Source organism: Streptomyces sp. JLBG701, from assembly GCF_058544905.1.
On record NZ_CM178588.1, the window covers coordinates 10,957,069 to 10,974,800 of the forward strand.

Annotated in this window: 15 protein-coding genes and 1 pseudogene; 12 read left to right on the top strand and 4 right to left on the bottom strand. The window is 69.7% G+C overall.

The genetic code is table 11. From position 1 onward, the window contains the following. Window positions 1–11 precede the first annotated feature (11 nt). Complete coding sequence (locus tag AC5DRG_RS50150) at window positions 12–815, bottom strand: SDR family NAD(P)-dependent oxidoreductase (RefSeq protein WP_491807036.1); 804 nt, start codon at window positions 813–815, stop codon at window positions 12–14. 224 nt (window positions 816–1,039) lie between these two features. Here AC5DRG_RS50150 and AC5DRG_RS50155 point away from each other — a divergent pair, with 224 nt between their 5' ends. After that, window positions 1,040–1,954, top strand: a complete 915-nt coding sequence (locus AC5DRG_RS50155; protein WP_491807037.1) for a peptidoglycan-binding domain-containing protein — start codon at window positions 1,040–1,042, stop codon at window positions 1,952–1,954. Window positions 1,955–2,384: 430 nt separating this feature from the next. On the opposite strand, the gene AC5DRG_RS50160 is transcribed toward AC5DRG_RS50155, so the two are convergent. Then, window positions 2,385–3,803, bottom strand: a complete 1,419-nt coding sequence (locus AC5DRG_RS50160; RefSeq protein ID WP_491807038.1) for a DEAD/DEAH box helicase — start codon at window positions 3,801–3,803, stop codon at window positions 2,385–2,387. 203 nt (window positions 3,804–4,006) lie between these two features. On the opposite strand from AC5DRG_RS50160, the pseudogene tnpA reads away from it, so the two are divergent. From tnpA to AC5DRG_RS50205, 9 genes and pseudogenes are all read left to right on the top strand, one after another. Next, window positions 4,007–4,300 (top strand): annotated as a pseudogene (gene tnpA / locus AC5DRG_RS50165) (IS200/IS605 family transposase); the annotation flags it as partial. Window positions 4,301–4,729: 429 nt separating this feature from the next. Next, the gene (locus tag AC5DRG_RS50170; RefSeq protein ID WP_491807039.1) at window positions 4,730–5,941 is read left to right on the top strand and encodes an ROK family transcriptional regulator; all 1,212 of its coding nucleotides are present in this window, start codon (window positions 4,730–4,732) and stop codon (window positions 5,939–5,941) included. 143 nt (window positions 5,942–6,084) lie between these two features. Beyond that, the gene (locus AC5DRG_RS50175; RefSeq protein ID WP_491807040.1) at window positions 6,085–7,434 is read left to right on the top strand and encodes an ABC transporter substrate-binding protein; all 1,350 of its coding nucleotides are present in this window, start codon (window positions 6,085–6,087) and stop codon (window positions 7,432–7,434) included. Between the two features lie 2 nt (window positions 7,435–7,436). Continuing rightward, entirely contained in the window at window positions 7,437–8,435 is a 999-nt protein-coding gene (locus AC5DRG_RS50180; RefSeq protein ID WP_491807042.1) for a carbohydrate ABC transporter permease, read from the top strand. Window positions 8,436–8,479: 44 nt separating this feature from the next. Further along, the gene (locus AC5DRG_RS50185; RefSeq protein ID WP_491807043.1) at window positions 8,480–9,295 is read left to right on the top strand and encodes a carbohydrate ABC transporter permease; all 816 of its coding nucleotides are present in this window, start codon (window positions 8,480–8,482) and stop codon (window positions 9,293–9,295) included. A 33-nt stretch (window positions 9,296–9,328) separates the two neighbouring features. Then, window positions 9,329–10,612 carry a 6-phospho-beta-glucosidase gene (locus AC5DRG_RS50190; RefSeq protein WP_491807044.1) on the top strand — a complete coding sequence of 428 codons (1,284 nt, stop codon included), beginning with the start codon at window positions 9,329–9,331 and terminating at the stop codon, window positions 10,610–10,612. After that, window positions 10,605–11,627 carry an N-acetylglucosamine kinase gene (locus AC5DRG_RS50195; RefSeq protein ID WP_491807045.1) on the top strand — a complete coding sequence of 341 codons (1,023 nt, stop codon included), beginning with the start codon at window positions 10,605–10,607 and terminating at the stop codon, window positions 11,625–11,627. Before AC5DRG_RS50190 ends, AC5DRG_RS50195 begins: the two co-directional genes overlap by 8 nt. 302 nt (window positions 11,628–11,929) lie before the next feature. Continuing rightward, window positions 11,930–12,277: a PadR family transcriptional regulator gene (locus tag AC5DRG_RS50200; RefSeq protein ID WP_491807046.1), complete on the top strand. Its 348-nt coding sequence runs from the start codon at window positions 11,930–11,932 to the stop codon at window positions 12,275–12,277. Continuing rightward, window positions 12,274–13,110, top strand: a complete 837-nt coding sequence (locus AC5DRG_RS50205) for an HD domain-containing protein (RefSeq protein ID WP_491807047.1) — start codon at window positions 12,274–12,276, stop codon at window positions 13,108–13,110. Before AC5DRG_RS50200 ends, AC5DRG_RS50205 begins: the two co-directional genes overlap by 4 nt. Window positions 13,111–13,459: 349 nt before the next feature. On the opposite strand, the gene AC5DRG_RS50210 is transcribed toward AC5DRG_RS50205, so the two are convergent. Beyond that, entirely contained in the window at window positions 13,460–13,819 is a 360-nt protein-coding gene (locus AC5DRG_RS50210) for an excisionase (RefSeq protein WP_491807048.1), read from the bottom strand. A 68-nt stretch (window positions 13,820–13,887) separates the two neighbouring features. Here AC5DRG_RS50210 and AC5DRG_RS50215 point away from each other — a divergent pair, with 68 nt between their 5' ends. Both AC5DRG_RS50215 and AC5DRG_RS50220 read left to right on the top strand, forming a co-directional pair. Next, window positions 13,888–14,859 (top strand): Clp protease N-terminal domain-containing protein, encoded by a 972-nt coding sequence (locus AC5DRG_RS50215; protein WP_491807050.1) that lies wholly within the window; start codon window positions 13,888–13,890, stop codon window positions 14,857–14,859. Window positions 14,860–15,403: 544 nt separating this feature from the next. Then, on the top strand, window positions 15,404–16,543 hold the full coding sequence (locus AC5DRG_RS50220; RefSeq protein WP_491807052.1) for an FAD-dependent oxidoreductase: 1,140 nt from the start codon (window positions 15,404–15,406) through the stop codon (window positions 16,541–16,543). 347 nt (window positions 16,544–16,890) lie between these two features. Here AC5DRG_RS50220 and AC5DRG_RS50225 read toward each other — a convergent pair whose 3' ends face one another. Beyond that, on the bottom strand, window positions 16,891–17,406 hold the full coding sequence (locus AC5DRG_RS50225) for a hypothetical protein (protein WP_491807053.1): 516 nt from the start codon (window positions 17,404–17,406) through the stop codon (window positions 16,891–16,893). Between the last annotated feature and the right edge of the window lie 326 nt (window positions 17,407–17,732).

Genomic DNA, 17,732 nt, shown 5'->3' on the forward strand with positions numbered 1-17,732 from the left:
CCACCCCGCCCTCAGCCCTTGACCCCGCGCCAGGCCAGCGCGCCGCCGTCGATCACATAGGCGGAACCCGTGATGAACGCCGCGCTGTCCGAGGCCAGGAAGCAGGCGAGCTGCGCCACCTCCTCCGGCCGGCCCATCCGCTCCACCAACTGCGGGGCCACCAACTCCCGTTCCATCGCCTCGCGATCCTCCGCCGAGGCGAAGAAGTCCTGCGCCAGCGGGGTGTCGATGACGCCGGGACAGAAGCAGTTGCAGCGCACCGGGGCCAGGTCGACGGCGGTGACCTTGGTCAGATGGATGACACCGGCCTTGGTGACGCCGTAGGCGGGGGAGTTGGGGAAGCCGACGAGACCGGAGACCGAGGCGGTGTTGACGATCGCCGGGTGGCGCGGGGAGCGGCGCAGGAACGGTGCCGCGAACTTGATCGTCAGCCAGACGGCCTTGAGATTGACCTCGTAGACGGCGTCCCAGACCTCCTCGGCGAGCGAGTCGACGCCGCGGTTGTGATCCGTGGTGAACGCGGTCTCGATCACCCCGGCGTTGTTGACCAGCACATCGAGCCCGTCGAAGCGCTCGACCGTCCGCGTCACCATGGCCTCGATGCCGTCGCGGACGCGCAGATCGCACACGATCGCCTCGGCCTTGGCCCCTGCGGCGCGCACCAGCTCGGCCGTCTCGGCCGCGGTGTCGCCGTTCCGGTCGGCGACGGCCACTGCCGACGCCCCCTGGCGGGCCATCTCCACGGCGATCGCCCGCCCGATGCCCTGGCCTGCGCCAGTGATGAGTGCGGTCCTGCCCTCAAGGGAACCCGCCATCCCGTCCACTCCAGTCCACAAGAATCGCAAAACTGAACCAACTTCAGTTTGGGTGCGAGTCTAGATTCCTGTCGTGTGGGCGACAAGGTTCAGGGTTGAGGCTCTCCGCGCAGCGGCCGGTTTTCGACGGTGCGGACCTCGCGGTTCCAGTTTTCGGGGCCTCGTGGAGGTTGCGTGCGCTGCTTCTGTCTAAACTCTGGAGCCTGCATGGAGAGGATGCGCACGTGGGTGAAGGGACGGGCCCCGTCTGCCCGGAGTGCGGTGTGTCCAGGACGGCGGACGGCACTCCAGCCTGTTCCTGCGCGCGTCGTGCCTCCGATGCCCACCGCCAGACACGCACGGCGGAGGCGGCGGCCGCGGAGGACTTCGACCCGGTGCGCATACGGCGGTTCGTGGAGGTCGGCGACGACACCTCGGAGGATGCCGAGCAGCCACAACACCCCATCTCCTTACCGAACCCGGGTGACGCACCCACGGCTGAGATCGATGACGAGCCGCGCGGCGTCGCCCCTCCACCCCCCGACGAGCCGCCCACACAGTCCCCGACGGACAGCGCCCACGCCCCTCGGCGCCGGCGGCTGATGGTCACCACCGGGCTGGGAGCTGCCGCGGCCGTCGTGGTGACGGGAGGATTCGTCGGGGGACTCTTCTCGTACAAGAGCCCTTCGCGCGACGGCTCCGTGACCGGGGGCGTGCGCGCGGGCGTACCAGAGGAGTCGTCCGGCAACGGCCCGTCGTCAGCGAGCCCGTCCCGGACGGCACCCTCGGCACAGTCGCCCGATCCCTCCGCCTCCTCACCGGATACGGCCCCGGCCACAAGCGCGATCACGCCGATCGGCCCCGGCGTCCCCACCGCGACCCCGTCCGGGGCCACCGGCACGGCGGCCCCCGCACCGAGCGAGTCGGAAGGACCGGCCCCGGTCCTCCGCCTCGGCGACAAGGGGCCCGAGGTCGTCGAACTCCAGCTGCGCATGCGGCAGATCGGCGTCTACGACGGGGACGCCGACGGCGACTACGACCGCGAGGTCGAGAACGCGGTCCGCGGCTACCAGCTCACCCGCCTCATCCTCCAGGACGAGGCGGGCGTCTACGGCGCGGCGACCCGGGCCTCGCTCGAATCCGAGACGTCGGAGCCGTGATCTGCGGCAGGCCCACGCCGTGGCACGCGGCATCGTGGAACGCCTGGGCGACGAGATCGTCGTCATGGTGACCGCCCTCCTGCGCCGACTGCGCCTCCTGTGCACCCCGACCCCGGTGGTACTCGGCGGCGGCGGCACCCAAAACGACCAGGTACTGCTCCGGAAACCACATCGCGGCCCGCCTGGCCACCGACATTCCGCTGGCCCGCCCCCGGGTACTCGATGTGCCTCCGGTCGCAGGCGCACGGAGAGAAGCACTCCTGACCGCAGGCGCGCCGAACGCCGCACAACGCCGCCTCCGCGAGGCCATCGCCGACCGGAGACCACCGCCGTTGCTCGCGCAGGCAGCCGAGGACACGCCGCCGTAGCGGGGCGTGCCCTAGGAGATACCCCGGCTCGCCCGTGGCGATGAACCGCCGTCTGCCTGGTGTCAGCGGCTCTTGCGCACCCGGGCCGCCGCGCGGGCTTCCGCGGCCTTGCGGGCCTCGGCGGTTTTGCGGGATTCCTTCGCGGGGCGCCCCGCACGATTGCCGAGTCCGCGGAAGGGGGCGTTGCCGCTGCTGGTCTTCACCCCGGCAGGCGGGCGTTTCGCCCCGGTGATGGCGGTCAGCTGCTCCTCGCCGGAGCGCACCTGTGTGACCGTCGCCCTGATCTTGGCGTCGGACATCATCCGGTTCACCTCGCGCCGCTGGTTGGGAGTGACCAGGGTGACCACGGTCCCGGACTCCCCGGCGCGAGCCGTGCGCCCGCCACGGTGCAGATAGTCCTTGGCGTCGGCAGGCGGGTCGACGTTGACGACGAGGTCGAGGGTGTCGATGTGAATGCCGCGTGCGGCGACATTGGTGGCCACCAGGACGGTGATCTCTCCGTCCTTGAACTGGCCGAGCGTGTGCGTGCGCTGCGGCTGCGACTTCCCGCTGTGCAGGGCGCCGGCCCGGATGCCGCTGGCCCGCAGGTGTCGGGTGAACTGGTCCACGCCGGCCTTGGTGTCCAGGAACATCAGGACCCGGCCGTCCCGTGCGGCGATCTCGGTCGCGGTGGCGTATTTGTCGGCGGCGTGAATGTTCAGGAGGTGGTGTTCCATCGTGGTGACCGAGCCCGCGACCTGGTCGACCGATGCGAGAACCGGGTCGTGAAGGTAGCCGCGCACCAGCTCGTCGACGTTGCGGTCGAGCGTGGCGGAGAACAGAAGCCGCTGTCCGTCGGCGCGGACCTGGTCCAGGATGTCCGAGACCTGCGGCAGAAACCCCAGATCGCACATCTGGTCCGCCTCGTCCAGCACCGTGATCCGCACCTGGTTCAGGTGGCAGTCCCGGCGCGACACCAGGTCGGCCAGCCGCCCCGGCGTCGCGATGAGCACCTCGGCACCGGTCCGCAGCAACGCCTGCTGCCGGTTGATCGACAGCCCGCCGACCACCGTCGCCAGCCGCACGTTCAGCGTCTGCGCATACGGCGTCAGCGCGTCGCCCACCTGCTGCGCGAGCTCCCGGGTCGGCACCAGGATGAGCGCGAGCGGCCGCTTCGACTCCGCTCGCAGGCCTGCCGTCCGGACGATCAGGGCAAGCCCGAAAGCCAGCGTCTTGCCGGAGCCGGTCCGCGCACGGCCCAGCACATCGCGGCCGGCCAGGGCGTTGGGCAGGGTCGCCGCCTGGATCGGGAAAGGCTCCGTCACACCGAGACCGGTCATCGTCTTCAGCACCTCCGGCGGAAGCCCGAGCGCGTCGAAGGACTCGGCCGGCGGCAGGCCAGGGGACACCGTCTGCGGGGTCGAGATCTCGCCGGGCGGCGCTGTCGCCCGCTGGGGCCTGCCGGCAGGGGAGCGTCCAGGGGCGGGCGGCTTCGCGTTCATGGGGGAACCTTTCTGATGTGGCGCCCGGAACGCGCCGGGGCCCGTACCCCTTCGGTACGGGCCCCAGCAGTGTCGAAGCGTGACCCCATTTTACCAGCGGGAGCCCAGCGGCTGGTTTTCGATGGTGCGGACCTCGCGGTTCCAGTTTTCGGGGCCTCGTGGAGGTTGCGTGCGCTGCTTCTGTCTAAACTCTGGAGCCTGAGGTCATGCGCGAGGTCTGCCAGGACTTCGAGGCCGAGCTGAAGCAGTTCAACGGCGAACAGGACCACGTCCACCTCCTCGTCCACTACCCGCCCAAGGTCCAGCTCTCCAAGCTGGTCAACAGCCTCAAGGGCGTCTCCTCCCGCAGGCTCCGCCAGGAGTACGACGCCCACGTCCGCCGCTACCTGTGGGGCGGACACTTCTGGTCCGGCTCCTACTTCGCCGGCTCCTGCGGCGGGGCACCCCTGACCGTCGTCAAGCAGTACATCGAGAACCAGCAACGCCCCGCCGGCTGAGGACAACACCGCGGGACCCGTGCACACAGCGCGGGTCACAGCAGCCCTGAGATGGCCTTCACCCCCGCCGCAAACGGCGGAGCACTGGCCAAGATCAGAGTGATGCTGCCCGCGCGGTACCGGTCACGGGCGCTGCGCGGCTCGCCGGTTTCCAGATCGCCGACACCCGAAGTGGCCTTCCAGACCCCGCGCCTGTCCTTGGCCAGATCGCCTGCCGCGTCGCGCGGTGGTGGGCGGCTGCCACTCTCGGCTCCGCGGACGCGGGTACGGCGGTGAGGGCCACGGCCATCACCGCCACAGCCGCGGTCGCCCCTACGAACCCTTCGCGCACGTATTCCTTGTGCACTGACAGTTGATTCAGGACATGCGCGAGCGTATAAATAAGCAACTTTCTTTCTTACAGAGACTTGATGCCGAGACGAGGACACCGTGACCCGCCGCTATCCAGCAGGCCCGCAGCGCTTGCTGCGCTCGCTCAACGGCCGTGCCGTGCTGGAGGCGATCGACGAGGCGGGCCCGGTCACGACCACTGACCTGGCCGGCCGGATCACGCTGTCTCGGCCCACCGTGGCCGCCGCGGTCGCGCTGCTGCTGGAGCGCGGAGTGATCACCGAGGTGGGCCCGGTGACGGGCCGCAAGGGTCCGGCACCGGCGCAGTACGGGGTGAACGCCGACTGCGCCTTCGCGATCGGCGTGGATGTCGGACACCGGAAGATCCGCGCCGCGCTCGCCGACGTCACCGGCCGGGTACGGGGGCGTGCCGAGTCCGAGCAGCAGGGGCATCGGGGCGGTGACGCGCTCGTCGGACAGATCCTGGACATGTGCGAGGGCCTGGCCGGGCAGGTAGGGCGATCGCTGCGGGACATCACCCAGGTCGTCGCCGGACTGCCGGCCGCGGTCGGCCCGGACGGACGCCACCTGTCGTATGCCGCCGGGTTGCCCGACGCCGGTCGGGGGCTCGGCGAGGCACTCGGCCGCGCGATCCCGGTACCGCTCGTCCTGGAGAACGACGTGAACCTCGCGGCACTGGCCGAGCGCACCCATGGACTGGGCACCAACACCGACGACTTCGTCCTGGTCAGCCTGGGGGTCGGGCTCGGCCTCGGCCTGGTGGTGGACGGCCGGGTCCGGCGAGGCGCCACGGGCGTGGCCGGCGAGGCCGGCTATCTGCCCAGCGACCGCATGGTCGCGCCGGCCGGACAGCGCCGGGACCTCGTGCAGGAACACCTGGGCGCGCGCTACATCAGCGCCGAGGCCCAGCGGCGCCAACTGACCGGCGACGGCAGCCCGCGCACCGTCTTCGAACTCGCCCGCACCGGCGACCCCGGCGCGCTGGAGATCGTGGACGACACCGCCCGCAGCGTCGCCTACGTGGTGGCCTGCGTCGTACCCCTCATCGACCCGGCACTCATCGTGCTGGGCGGCGCCATCGGCGCCAACGGCGACCTGCTCCTGGAACCGGTCGCCCGCCACCTGGCCGACTTCTCCACGTTCCGGCCGCCCATCGTCGCGTCGGCCCTCGGCCAGGAAGCCGTGCTCTCCGGAGCCACGACCATGTCGGCGGAGCTGGCCAGGGAGGCCGCCTTCGCCGCCGCCACCACTCCCGTCGCAGCGGCAGAGCCACCGTCGTCTCTGTCCTGAACCACCTGTTGTCCTGATACACCGCGGCGACGCCGTCTTGCCGGACAGCGTCGCCGCCGAGGTCACCGGACGTTTGCCGCGCCCGATCGACCTGTCGACCGATCCGTCACCCAGGGAATGCCATCTCCGAGGAAGGACGATCAGTGTTCAAACGTATCACCGGGGCTGCAGCCGCCACGGCTGCCGGCGCACTGCTGCTGGCCGGCTGTACGTCCGCCGGACCCAACTCCTCACAGCCCGACTCCGCCATCTCACCGGGCGCCTCGCACAAGGCCACCACCGTCACCGTCTGGACGTTCAACCACCTTCCCAACGAGGTCGCGGCGTTCAAGGCGACACTGAACCGGCTGCACACCAAGTACCCATGGCTGACCGTGAAGTTCGTGCCCAACAAGGACGACGCGGCCTACGCCAAGGCGGTCGCCGCGGGCGATCCGCCCGACGTGTTCATCGGCTCCGTGCCCGACAACGTGGCGAAGTTCTGCTACAACGGCACGGTCGCCGACCTCGGCCCGTATCTGTCCTCGGCCAAGACCGACGCGGCCAAGACCTTCCCGGCGGCGACCCTGGCCTACACCCGCTACCAGGGAAAGCAGTGCGCGCTGCCGCTGCTGACCGACGCCTTCGCGCTCTACTACAACAAGAAGATGTTCACCGCGGCCGGCATCACCAAGCCGCCCACGACGCTCGCCGAACTGACCGCCGCCGCGAAAAAGTTGACCGTGAAGAACGCGGACGGCTCCATCAAGACCTTCGGTTTCGTCCCGCGTTCCGACTTCGACGTCAACCGGTACCTCTTCACCGGGGCGCACAGCGACACCGACTTCTACGGCAAGGACGGCAAAACCACCTTCGCCTCCGACCCCAAGTGGCAGCAGCTGCTCACCTGGGACAAGGACCTCATCGACTACTACGGCACGGCGAACGTGCAGAAGTTCGTCGGCCGCTACCAGCCGCACGCCGACGACGCGGGCAACCCGCTCCTGACCGGCGCCGCCGCCATGGAGCTCGACGGCGAGTGGCACATCGGCGAAATCGCCTCCTTCAAGAAGGACTTCGACTACGGCGTGGTGCCGATGCCGGTCCTGGACGGAGCGTCGGGAACCTACGGCGCGGGCAGCACGCTGGGCACCGTCGCCTACCTGTCCGCGGGCTCGCAGCACAAGCAGGAGGCGTTCTTCGCGCTCCAGCAACTCACCACCGACACCACGTTCCTGAACACCCTCGCCGACACCGTCTACAACATCCCCTCCACGTTCGCCGCGCTCAAGGCCTGGGACAAGGCGGACGACCCGCACTGGAAGCCGTTCGTCGACATCTTCGAGAACCCGCACTCCTCCTACAAGACGCTCACCCCGGCGGGCATCGAGGACATGGACACCTGGCGCGCGTTCCTGCTCGAGTACGAGCAGGGCAAGGTGAAGGACGCGGCCGGCGGACTGGCCACGGTCGGGAAGAAGATCGACTCGCTCAACTCCGAGAGCGGGCAGTAGAGATGACGACCGTTCTCGCCCCTGTCGGTGAGGCCCCGGGCTCGGCGCGAACGCGCCCCGCCCGGGGCGGGCGGCGCCGTCCGAGCAGGGCCCGCTGGTGGGTCGTCCTCGGCTTCCTGTCCCCGTTCGTCATCGGTTTCGCCGTCTTCGTGCTGTACCCCGTGGCGGCCACGCTCTACTACTCGCTCACCGACTTCCAGGCCGGCTCCTACCGGCCGGTGCAGTTCGTCGGACTGCGCAACTACCGCGCGCTGTTCACCCAGTCCGACACCTTCTGGGTGGCCGTGCGCAACACGCTGTGGATGGTCCTCGTCATGGTGCCGCTGCGCACCGGCTGGGCCATGCTCACCGCCTGGGTGATCATCCGCGTCAAGCGCGGCAGGGCCGTGTACCGCACACTGTTCTTCCTGCCGTCCATGGTGCCGGTTGTGGCCGCGGCCCTGTCGTTCATCGTGCTGCTCAACCCGGTCGGACCGCTCAACCGGCTGCTGGGCTGGGTGGGCGTGGACGGTCCCGGGTGGTTCTCCGATCCCGCCTGGTCCAAGCCCAGCCTCGTCATGATGGCGCTGTGGGCCAGTGGAAACGTGATGGTCATCTTCTCCGCCGCCATGCTCGACGTACCGCGCGAGCTGTACGAGGCCGCCGAACTCGACGGCGCGGGCGCGCTGCAGAAGTTCCGCAGCGTCACCCTCCCGGCGATCTCCCCGGTCATCTTCTTCGCCCTGCTCACCGGGATGATCTACACCTTCCAGTACTTCACCGAGGCGTTCGTCGCCTCCAGCTCCGCGAACGCCACCTCCTCCAGCAACGACCTGATCGGCTATCCCGCGGGGTCGCTGCTGTTCTACTCCACGGAGCTGTACCGGCAGGGCTTCTCGTACTTCAAGACCGGCTACGCCTCGGCCATGGCCTGGCTGCTGTTCCTCGTCATCTTCGCGGCGACCGTGGTGTTCATCCGCCTCTCGCGCCGTTTCGTGCACCACGCGGGCGGTGGCCGATGAGCACTCTCGAAGTGACGAAGCGTCAATCCCGAGTGGGGCGGCGCTTGTTGTACCTCCTGGCGGAGCACGCGCCCGCCGTAGCCATCGCACTCTGCTTCCTGCTGCCGCTGACGATCGGCGTGCTCACCGCGTTCATGACCGAGCACCAGGCCGGCACCGGCTCGCTGTGGCCCTCGCCCTGGGAGTTCGGCAACTTCCGCAAGGTCTTCTCGGCCATGCCGTTCGGCCGCGACCTGCTGAACACCATGCTGTACGCCGGACTCTCCACGATCGGCGTCGTCGTGTCCTCAGTTCCCGTGGCCTACGCGCTGGCCCGGCTCCGGTGGCGCGGCCGCGAGGGCGTCTTCCTGGTCGTCCTCGCCGCGATGATGATCCCGGCCCAGGTCACCAGCCTGCCCCTGTACGTCATGTACGCCCACATCGGCTGGGTGGGCACCCTCAAACCGCTCATCGTCCCGGCCTTCTTCGGCGACGCCTTCAGTATCTTCCTGCTGCGCCAGTTCTTCCTCACCATCCCCGACGAGTTCACCGAGGCGGCCCGGGTCGATGGCGCGGGCGAACTGCGCATCCTGTGCCGGGTGTTGATCCCCATGGCCAAACCGGCGATCGCCGCCGTGGGGCTTTTCGCGTTCCTGTACGCGTGGAACGACTTCTACAACCCGCTGCTCTACACCGGCAACAGCGACACCGGCCAGACCCTCGCGGTGGCCCTCAGCCAGCTCGCCAAGAACGGCCACCAGAACGCCTACGAACTCCAGATGGCGGCCTCGCTGATGTTCCTGCTGCCCGTCCTGGTGTTGTTCTTCCTGGCCCAGAAGGTCTTCGTCGAGGGCATCGCGCTGACCGGCGTCAAGGGCTGAACTCCCGCACCCGCACATACTTCTGGGAGCAGAATGAAGATCACTGTTGTCGGCGGTGGCAGTACCTACACACCCGAACTGATCGAGGGCTTCGCCCGGCGTGCCGACGTGCTGCCGGTCGACGAACTCGTCCTGCACGACATCGACGCCGAGCGCCTTGCCGTGATCGGCGGCCTGTCCCGCCGTATCCTCGCCCGGCACGGCTTCCCCGGCCGCCTGACCACCACGACCGACCTCACCCACGCGGTGGAGGGAGCCGCCGCGGTGCTCGTCCAGCTCCGGGTGGGCGGACAAGCGGCCCGACTGGTCGACGAGACCCTGCCCAACCGGTTCGGCCTGCTCGGCCAGGAGACCACCGGCCCCGGCGGTTTCGCCAAGGCCCTGCGCACGGTGCCGATGGTGCTCGACATCGCCGCCGAAGTACGCCGCCGCGCCCAACCCGGCGCCTGGATCGTCGACTTCACCAACCCGGTCGGCATCGTCACCCGCGCCCTGCTGGACGCCGGGCACCGCGCGATCGGCCTGTGCAACGTGGCGATCAAGTTCCAGCGGCAGCTGGCCGACCGGCTCGGCACCACCCACGACCGCGTACGGCTCGGCCACGCCGGCCTCAACCACCTGTCCTGGATCCGTTCGGTCACCGTGGACGGAGTGGAGCGCCTGCCGGAACTGCTCAGCGGCGACACACTCGACGAACTCGCCGCCCAGACCCGCATCCCCGCCGGGGCACTGCGCGACCTCGGCGCCATCCCCTCGTACTACCTCCACTACTTCTACTGCACGGACGACGAGGTCCAAGCCCAGCAGAACGGAACCCACCGCGCCGACCAAGTCTTCGCCATCGAAAGGGAGTTGCTCACCCTGTACGCGGACCCCGGCCTGGACCGCAAACCCGACCTGCTGGAGCAACGGGGCGGGGCCCACTACAGCGAGGCCGCGGCCGCCCTGGTCACCAGCCTGCTCACCGGCGACGGCGCCCACCACTACGTGAACGTACGCAACGGCGGCGTCCTCTCCGGCCTGCCGGACGAGGCCGTGGTCGAAGTGCCCGCCCACGTCGACACCGCCGGACCGCACCCCGTCCCCGTGCAGCCCCTGCCGCCCGAGATGCTCGGGCTCGTCCAGGCGGTCACCGCGTACGAGACGCTGACGGTCGAGGCAGCCCTGACGGGCGACCGGACGATAGCCCGGCGCGCCCTCATGACCAACCCGCTCGTCCGCGAATGGGCGCGGGCAGACGCACTGTTGGACGCACTGCTGGAGGCCAACCGCCGCCATCTGCCCCGGTTTTTCGCGAGCGAGGCCGCCGATGCCTGACCTCGTGGTGGGCGTCGACGGAGGAAACTCCAAGACCGACCTGATCCTCGCGGACACCGAGGGACGTCTGCTGTCCTGGGTGCGCGGCGCGGGCACCCGCCCGCACACCGAGGGCATGGAGACCACCACGGAGCGGCTCGCCCGCCTGGGCCGAGACGCGCTCGCGCAGGCAGGCCTTCCCGACACCACTGCGGTCTCGGTCGGCGCGTACTTCCTGGCCAACGTCGACCGCCGGGCCCAGGAGCGGCTGGCACTACGGCAGTTGACCGGGCTGGGAGTTGCCGAGCAGACCCTCGTACGCAACGACACACTCGCCGTCCTGCAGGCCGGCGCACCGGACGGCTGGGGAGTGGCGGTGGTCTCAGGCGCCGGTATCAACGCGGCCGCGGTCCACCCGGGAGGCCGCTCGGCCCGCTTCCTCTCCCTCGGCGACATCACCGGGGACTGGGGCGGCGGACTCGCCGTGGCCCGGGCGGGCCTGGGCGCCGCCGTCCGAGCGGGCGACGGACGGGGACCGGCGACCCGGCTGCGGCAGGAACTGGCCGGGTACTTCGGCCTGGACAGCGTGGAGTCCGTGGCGCTGGCCGTCAGCAGCGGCGACATACCGGTGACCGCACTGCACGGCCTGGCACCCTTGGTCTTTGCCACCGCGGCCGGCGGCGACGCCGTGGCACGCGGCATCGTGGAACGCCTCGGCGACGAGATCGTCGTCATGGTGACCGCCCTCCTGCGCCGACTGCGCCTCCTGCGCACCCCGACCCCGGTGGTACTCGGCGGCGGCACGCTGCAGAACGACCAGGTCCTGCTCCGGGACCACATCGCGGCCCGCCTGGCCACCGAGGCACCGCTGGCCCGGCCCCGGGTACTCGATGTCCCTCCGGTCGCGGGCGCCCTGAGGGAGGCACTCCTGACGGCAGGCGCCCTGAACGCCGCTCAACGCCGCCTCCGCGAGGCCATCGCCGACCGGAAACCGCCGCCGTTGCTCGCGCGGGCTGCCGAGGGCCCGCCGCCGTAGCGGGGCGTGCCCTCGGGGAGACCCCGGCTCGCCCGCGGTGATGAACCGCCCTCTGCCCGGCGTCAGCGGCTCTTGCGTACCCGGGCCGCCGCGCGGGCTTCCGCGGTCTTGCGGGCCTCGGCGGTTGTGCGGGATTCCTTCGCGGGGCGCCCCGTACGGCCCCCTACCCGCTTCGCCTTTCACGAGGGCCGCCCTGCGGCGCCGCGTGTGAGTGCCTGTCGGCTGCCCCGAGAACCCGTCAGGCGTTGACGCGATGCGGCTTTCTCTAGACAGCCTTTATATAGGCTATGTAGAGTACGAGTATGGGTATGCCGCGTATGACCCTGCAGACCCAACTGGTCCTGCGGGCCTTGCTGGAAGACCCCGCCACACAGCGCTACGGCCTTGAGCTGTGCGAACTGGCGGGACTGCCGTCAGGCACGATCTATCCCATCCTCGCCCGCCTGGAACAAGCCGGCTGGCTGGACAGCACCTGGGAAGACCCCACAGTCCACGAAGCCGCCGGCCGCCCGCGCCGCCGCTTCTACCAGATCACCGAGGACGGCGCAGAACAGGCGCGGGGTGCTCTCGCCAGGGCCTACCGCGCACGCAAACAGCCCCTGCCCGGCTGGGCGGCAACCCGTCCCATCGCTGACGGGGGAGCGCCATGAAGGCCCGGCACCGGTTAGCGCCCCGGCTGAGCAAGCGCCACGGCAACACCCCATCCCTGGACAGGATCCTGGCCGTCGTACGTGCTCACCACCCCGCCGCCGACGTCTCACTCATAGAACACGCCCACGACGAGGCCACCCGCTGGCACGAGGGACAAACCCGCCGCAGCGGAGACCCATTCATCACCCACTGCCTCGCCGTCGCCGCCATCGTCGCAGACCTCGGCATGCCACCAGCCGTGGTCTGCGCAGCTCTGCTGCACGACATCGACGACACCCTCTGCCCGCCGAACCGTGTGGTCGAGCAGTTCGGCCAGGACATCGCCCAACTGGTGTCGGCCGTCCGCACCGCCAACCTCGGTGCGATCCCACCGAACAGCCTCGATCTTGAAGCCACAAGGCTGGCTGCCCCGCCGACTCGGGAGCAGGCCGTACTGGCCATCCGCCTCGCCGACCGGCTCCACAACCTGCGAACCATCACGTTCCTGTCCCCGGCCACGCAGCAGCGCAAAGCCCGCGAAACCCTAGACGTCCTCGCGCCGCTGGCTAGGGCGGCAGGCTTGACCGACATGGGCCGTGAACTGCACGACCTTTCCGCAGCCGTCCTCCGACCCACATTCTCCGCGTTCGCCGTCACCCCACGCCTGCTGGGCATGCTCACCCTGCTCCTCCCCACCCCGCAGCGAGCCCGATGGAGGGAGGAATGGCACGCCGAACTGTCCACTCTCCCCACGCGCCGTACCCGCACTCGTTTCACCTTCCGAGTCCTGCTCGGCACACCCAGGCTGTCCCTGACACTGCGCCGCCCGGCCTGCCGGGAACGACGATGGTGAGCATGGCGGCCCGCTTCGGCGGCGTGTTGGGGGCGGCGGCAGCTTTCGTCTTGGCCATGGCGCGCGGAGGCCTGTCAGCCTGGGCGATGGCAGGGCTCACGGCAGGCGCTCTTGTCCTGGTAGTGGTCGTTCTGTTCATTCCCAGCGAGACACCGGCCCGCCGCCTGGCCCAGCTCATCCAGGCCTGGCGAAACCCGGCGGAACCGTCGTGGGGCCGGAGCCGGGCCGGTCCTCCGCGACACCAACCTCACCAGCCCGAAACGGCACCTGACAGGTCGTGAGGGCGCCCACTGGCCGGTGACGGCGGTCCCGTTCCGGGCCGATGATGGCGTGGCGCTGCTCGCGCCGGTCACTTCCGCTCCAGTGCGGCCAGCCGCAGCTCAAGCCGGTCAACCCGGTGCCGTAGCAGGGTGACCTGGGCTTCCAGGCTGACTTCCCGCTCCGCCCTGCGCTGGATGCGCGGTGACGCTGAGGCGCGCTCGATCACCGCGTCCAACTGGACCAGGCGCTGCGGCCCGTTCGGGCCGTCCACCAGCCGGGACTCGATCTCGCCGTTGCGGTACCAGGACCGCAGGGCCGAGCGGGACACGCCGGTCTCGGCTGCCGCCTTGGCCAGCGTGACCCAGGGTGTCTCGTCCAGCTGCTCGAACAGCTCCAGCTCGTTCTGCCAGCGCGCGAGCCGGTCCTCCCAGTCCGACGGTGTCTCCATCACACCCTCCCTTCACCATGGTGACCCTATCAATAACAGTGTATTGACATGGTTGAGAGCATGGAACCATGGCATTCGAACGGTTCACGGTGGAAGCCCGCAAGGTGGTCGTCACGGCTCAGGAGGAGGCGAGGCTGCTCAAGCACAACCACATCGGCACGGAGCACATCCTGTTGGGGCTGCTCGACGCGCCGGACACCATGGCGGCGAAAGTTCTGCACCAGCTCGGGTACCACAAGGAGACGGCCCAGGTCGACATCGCCGCGGTGGTCAAGCCCGGCACACAGGAGCTGAGCGGCCATATCCCGTTCGCGCCGAGCGCGAAGAAGACGCTGGACCTCGCCCTGCGCGAGGCGCTCCACCTGCACCACACCTACATCGGAACGGAACACATCCTGCTCGCCCTGGTCAGGGAAAGTGACGGCGTCGGCGCGAAGGTCCTTGCCGAGCGGATCAATCCGATCGGCAAGATCCGTACCGCGGTGCTGGCATCGCTGGAGGGATCACAGGACGTCGCGGCCGGCCCATGGCCGACCGGAACACCTGCCACCGAGGACACCGTGTCCGCCGCCAGCGCGCTCGCCGGTGGCGCACCGGTCGGCAGCCATCACCTGCTCGAGGCGATGCTGCGGGCGGAGAACAGCATGGCGGCCAGGGTGCTGCGCGAACTCGGGGTCGACCCGGACACGGTCGCCGCCAAGATCGACGAACTGGATCCGGAGACGACCACAGACGCGAACCCGGAGGAGACCGCCGCGCGCAGAATGGAAATCCGGCTGGTCGACGACGAGGTGCACCTGATCCTGCGGGACCCGACAACGGTCACGATCGCCAAGAAGGTCACCGAGCTGTCCGGCGGCCCGATCCAGGGCGTCGGACCGGTGGCCGGCATGTTCGTCCCGCTCTGGCGGTCGACCAACCAGCTGCTGCTGCAGATCCAGCGCGTGCTGGAACCGGAACCCGAAGAAGAGGGCGGATCCGCCGCGAGCAACGTGGCCAAGGTCGTGCGCACGGTGCTCGCGCCTCGGCTCCGCCGGTGAACCGGCTGATCAGCGGGCCGGAAACTGCCGGTGGAACAGGCGAGGACGGGGTCGTGGCGGGCGGCGATACGCCGACGCCGTCCTCGCCGGCGACCAGGGCGTGTTCACAGGCGAGTTCGCCGCGCCCACCAAGGCGCAGCGCGGCGCCTGGCAGGGCGCTGGTAGTCGCGCCAAGCGGCTTCGGCATGAGGTCGGCCGTGCTTCTCCGCGCACCGCACCGGCCGGCCACCGGCCCGGCGCCGGCGGATCCGCCGGCATGCTGCCTGTCGCCGCATGTGTCGCCGCTGAAGGCGCCGCCAGTGGACGCTGAGCGCAACCCGCGGGCGCCGCCGGACGGCGAACGTCGGTCGACGATCGTGTTCGCCGACTCCCGCGGGCCTGCCGAGCGGCTCACCGCCCGGCTGAAACGACCTGGTCACCGAACGGGCCGAGGCGATCGGCGAGTCCGGGATCGCGTACGGCGCCCCGCCGGTGGTGGCCCCCGCGCACTACGGGTCGATCTCCCGCGAACAGGTAACACGCCGAATCGGAGGCACCCACGACCATGACTACAACCACGACCACAGCCACAACCATCGCCATCGTCGGCGCCGGGCTCGGCGGCCTGGCCCTTGCCCGTGTACTGCACATGAACGGCATCGACGCCGTCGTCTACGAACGGGAATCGTCGCGCGGCGCGCGCGGTCAGGGCGGCATGCTCGATCTGCACTCCGGAACCGGGCAGCGGGCGTTGCGCGAGGCCGGACTGATCGACCAGTTCCATGCGATTGCCCGTCGTGAAGGCCAGGACCTGCGACTTCTCGAGCCGGACGGCACCCTGCTGCTACAGGAGGACACGCCCGACGACGCCCCGCTCGAACGACCCGAGGTCGACCGCGCCGATCTGCGCAACCTGCTGCTGGACTCCCTCCCCGAACACGCGGTTCGCTGGGGGCGCGCGTTCGAATCTGCCGACAACGGCCTGCTGCACTTCGCCGACGGCAGTAGCGCGACGTATGACCTGCTGGTCGGCGCCGACGGCGCGGACTCCCGGGTCCGCGCACTGCTCACCGACGCCCGCCCGGCACACACCGGTCAAAACGCCGTCGAGCTCGGCATTCCCGACATCGACCGCACCCACCCAGACCTCGCGGCGATGGTCGGGCGCGGCAACTACTGGGTGCTCGGCAACGGACAATCCCTCTCGGCACAGCGCAACGGCGACGGCCGCGTACGCATCTACGTCAGCTTCTACAACACCGCAGAGGACTGGTTCGCGACCAGCGGGATACCGTTCGACGACCCAGCCGCCGCCCGGGTGCGGCTGATCGAGCTGTTCACCGGCTGGGACTCACGGTTCACCGCACTGATCGCCGCCTGCGACGACACCGTCTGGAGGCGATCGATAACCACACTCCCGGTCGGTCTGACCTGGCCGTCGACGCCAGACGTCACACTGCTCGGCGATGCCGCGCACCTGATGCCGCCGGTGGGGCAGGGCGCCAACATGGCGCTGCTCGACGGCGCCCTGCTCGGCCTCACACTGGCCGCTCACCCGGACGACTGTCCCGCCGCCGTCAAGGAATACGAACGCGAGATGTTCGAACGCACCAGCGCCGTCGGTCGGCAGTCCGCGCGCATCCAGGAAATGCTCATGTCGCCGGACGCCGGCCGGAAAATGCTCGCTTTCTTCCAACCTGGCTGAAGGCAACCGAATACGACCAAGCAACCGGCCGCCCACCAGTGCGATCACCCGCGGTTCAGGTCCCTCGGTTGTCTCACGGGATGTTACGCGACATGAGTGTCAGTGCCCGGACAGAGGCAAAGCCGACGGCGAGAGGGCGCCGCCCAGCAGGGCGACACCACCGGGGTGAAGGGGTCGGCCACTGCATCTGCATCGTCGGGAGCGAAGTAGCTGTGCTGGTCGAGGCGTTGAGTGCTGCGTGCGCGTTGTGATCCAACGGGCAGCTTGTGGGAGCGGTGGCGCTCCAGTTGCTGGAGGACCTCGGGTCCGGCCACTTCGGTCAAGTTGCTGGAGGCGGCATGGTTCTGTCAGGTGTCGTCGGGACGGCCCGCGAGGGATCCGCCCATCCAGAAGGGCAGGCTCTTTTGGTCTTTGCTCAGTGACCGTCGTATGGCGTTGACCAACCTCACCTGCGCCTGGGCGGGCGCACGGTTGGCCTGGGCAAACTCCTCCGCGCTCAACGGATCACGCGCCGGGTCGCGCGCCGGGTCACGCGCCACCTGGTCCAGGAAGGTGCCGATGGCCTCGGTGAAGTTGTCGATCTCCGCCGCGACGGACGCGGGGGCGACGAGGCTGGCGCGGGTCAGAGCTGCGCTCCATTCGCTCCAGTCGTAGTCCCATCCTTGTCGGCCGCCATGGGCGCGGCTGAGTGTCATGGTGAACTTGGCGTAGTGGCTGATCAGTTCCTGGTAGGCGATCAGCTGTTTGTCCCGCAGCCACTGCCGGTCCTGGGCCCGGTGCGTGACGATGCCGCCGACCAGGACCCCGATCGTGGCGGACAGCGCCCCGACGGCCGTTGTCAGCAGTGTGTCCAGCAGTGCCACCCCAGGCTCCGCATCCCCTGTCGCTGGAACGTCAGCGGCTCGAACCTAGTGGTGACCAGCCTCCGGTGACAATGCCCAACCAACCAACGCCGGCGCGGACAGCCGTCGCGGCGGGGCACGCGAGCAGGATCGGCTTCAGGGAACAATAACCCCCTGGTCGGCCTGACCGCCGTGGCGCGCGACGCGGGACGCCTGGACCAGGGCGATGGTCCGGCGTTCAGCCGCGCAGACGGGTTCGAGCTGTACGCCTGTTGCGTCACGCCCGTTCCACGGGCGACGACACGTATGGCACGTGGGGGAGAGCCTGGCCGTTCGGTATCGGCGCG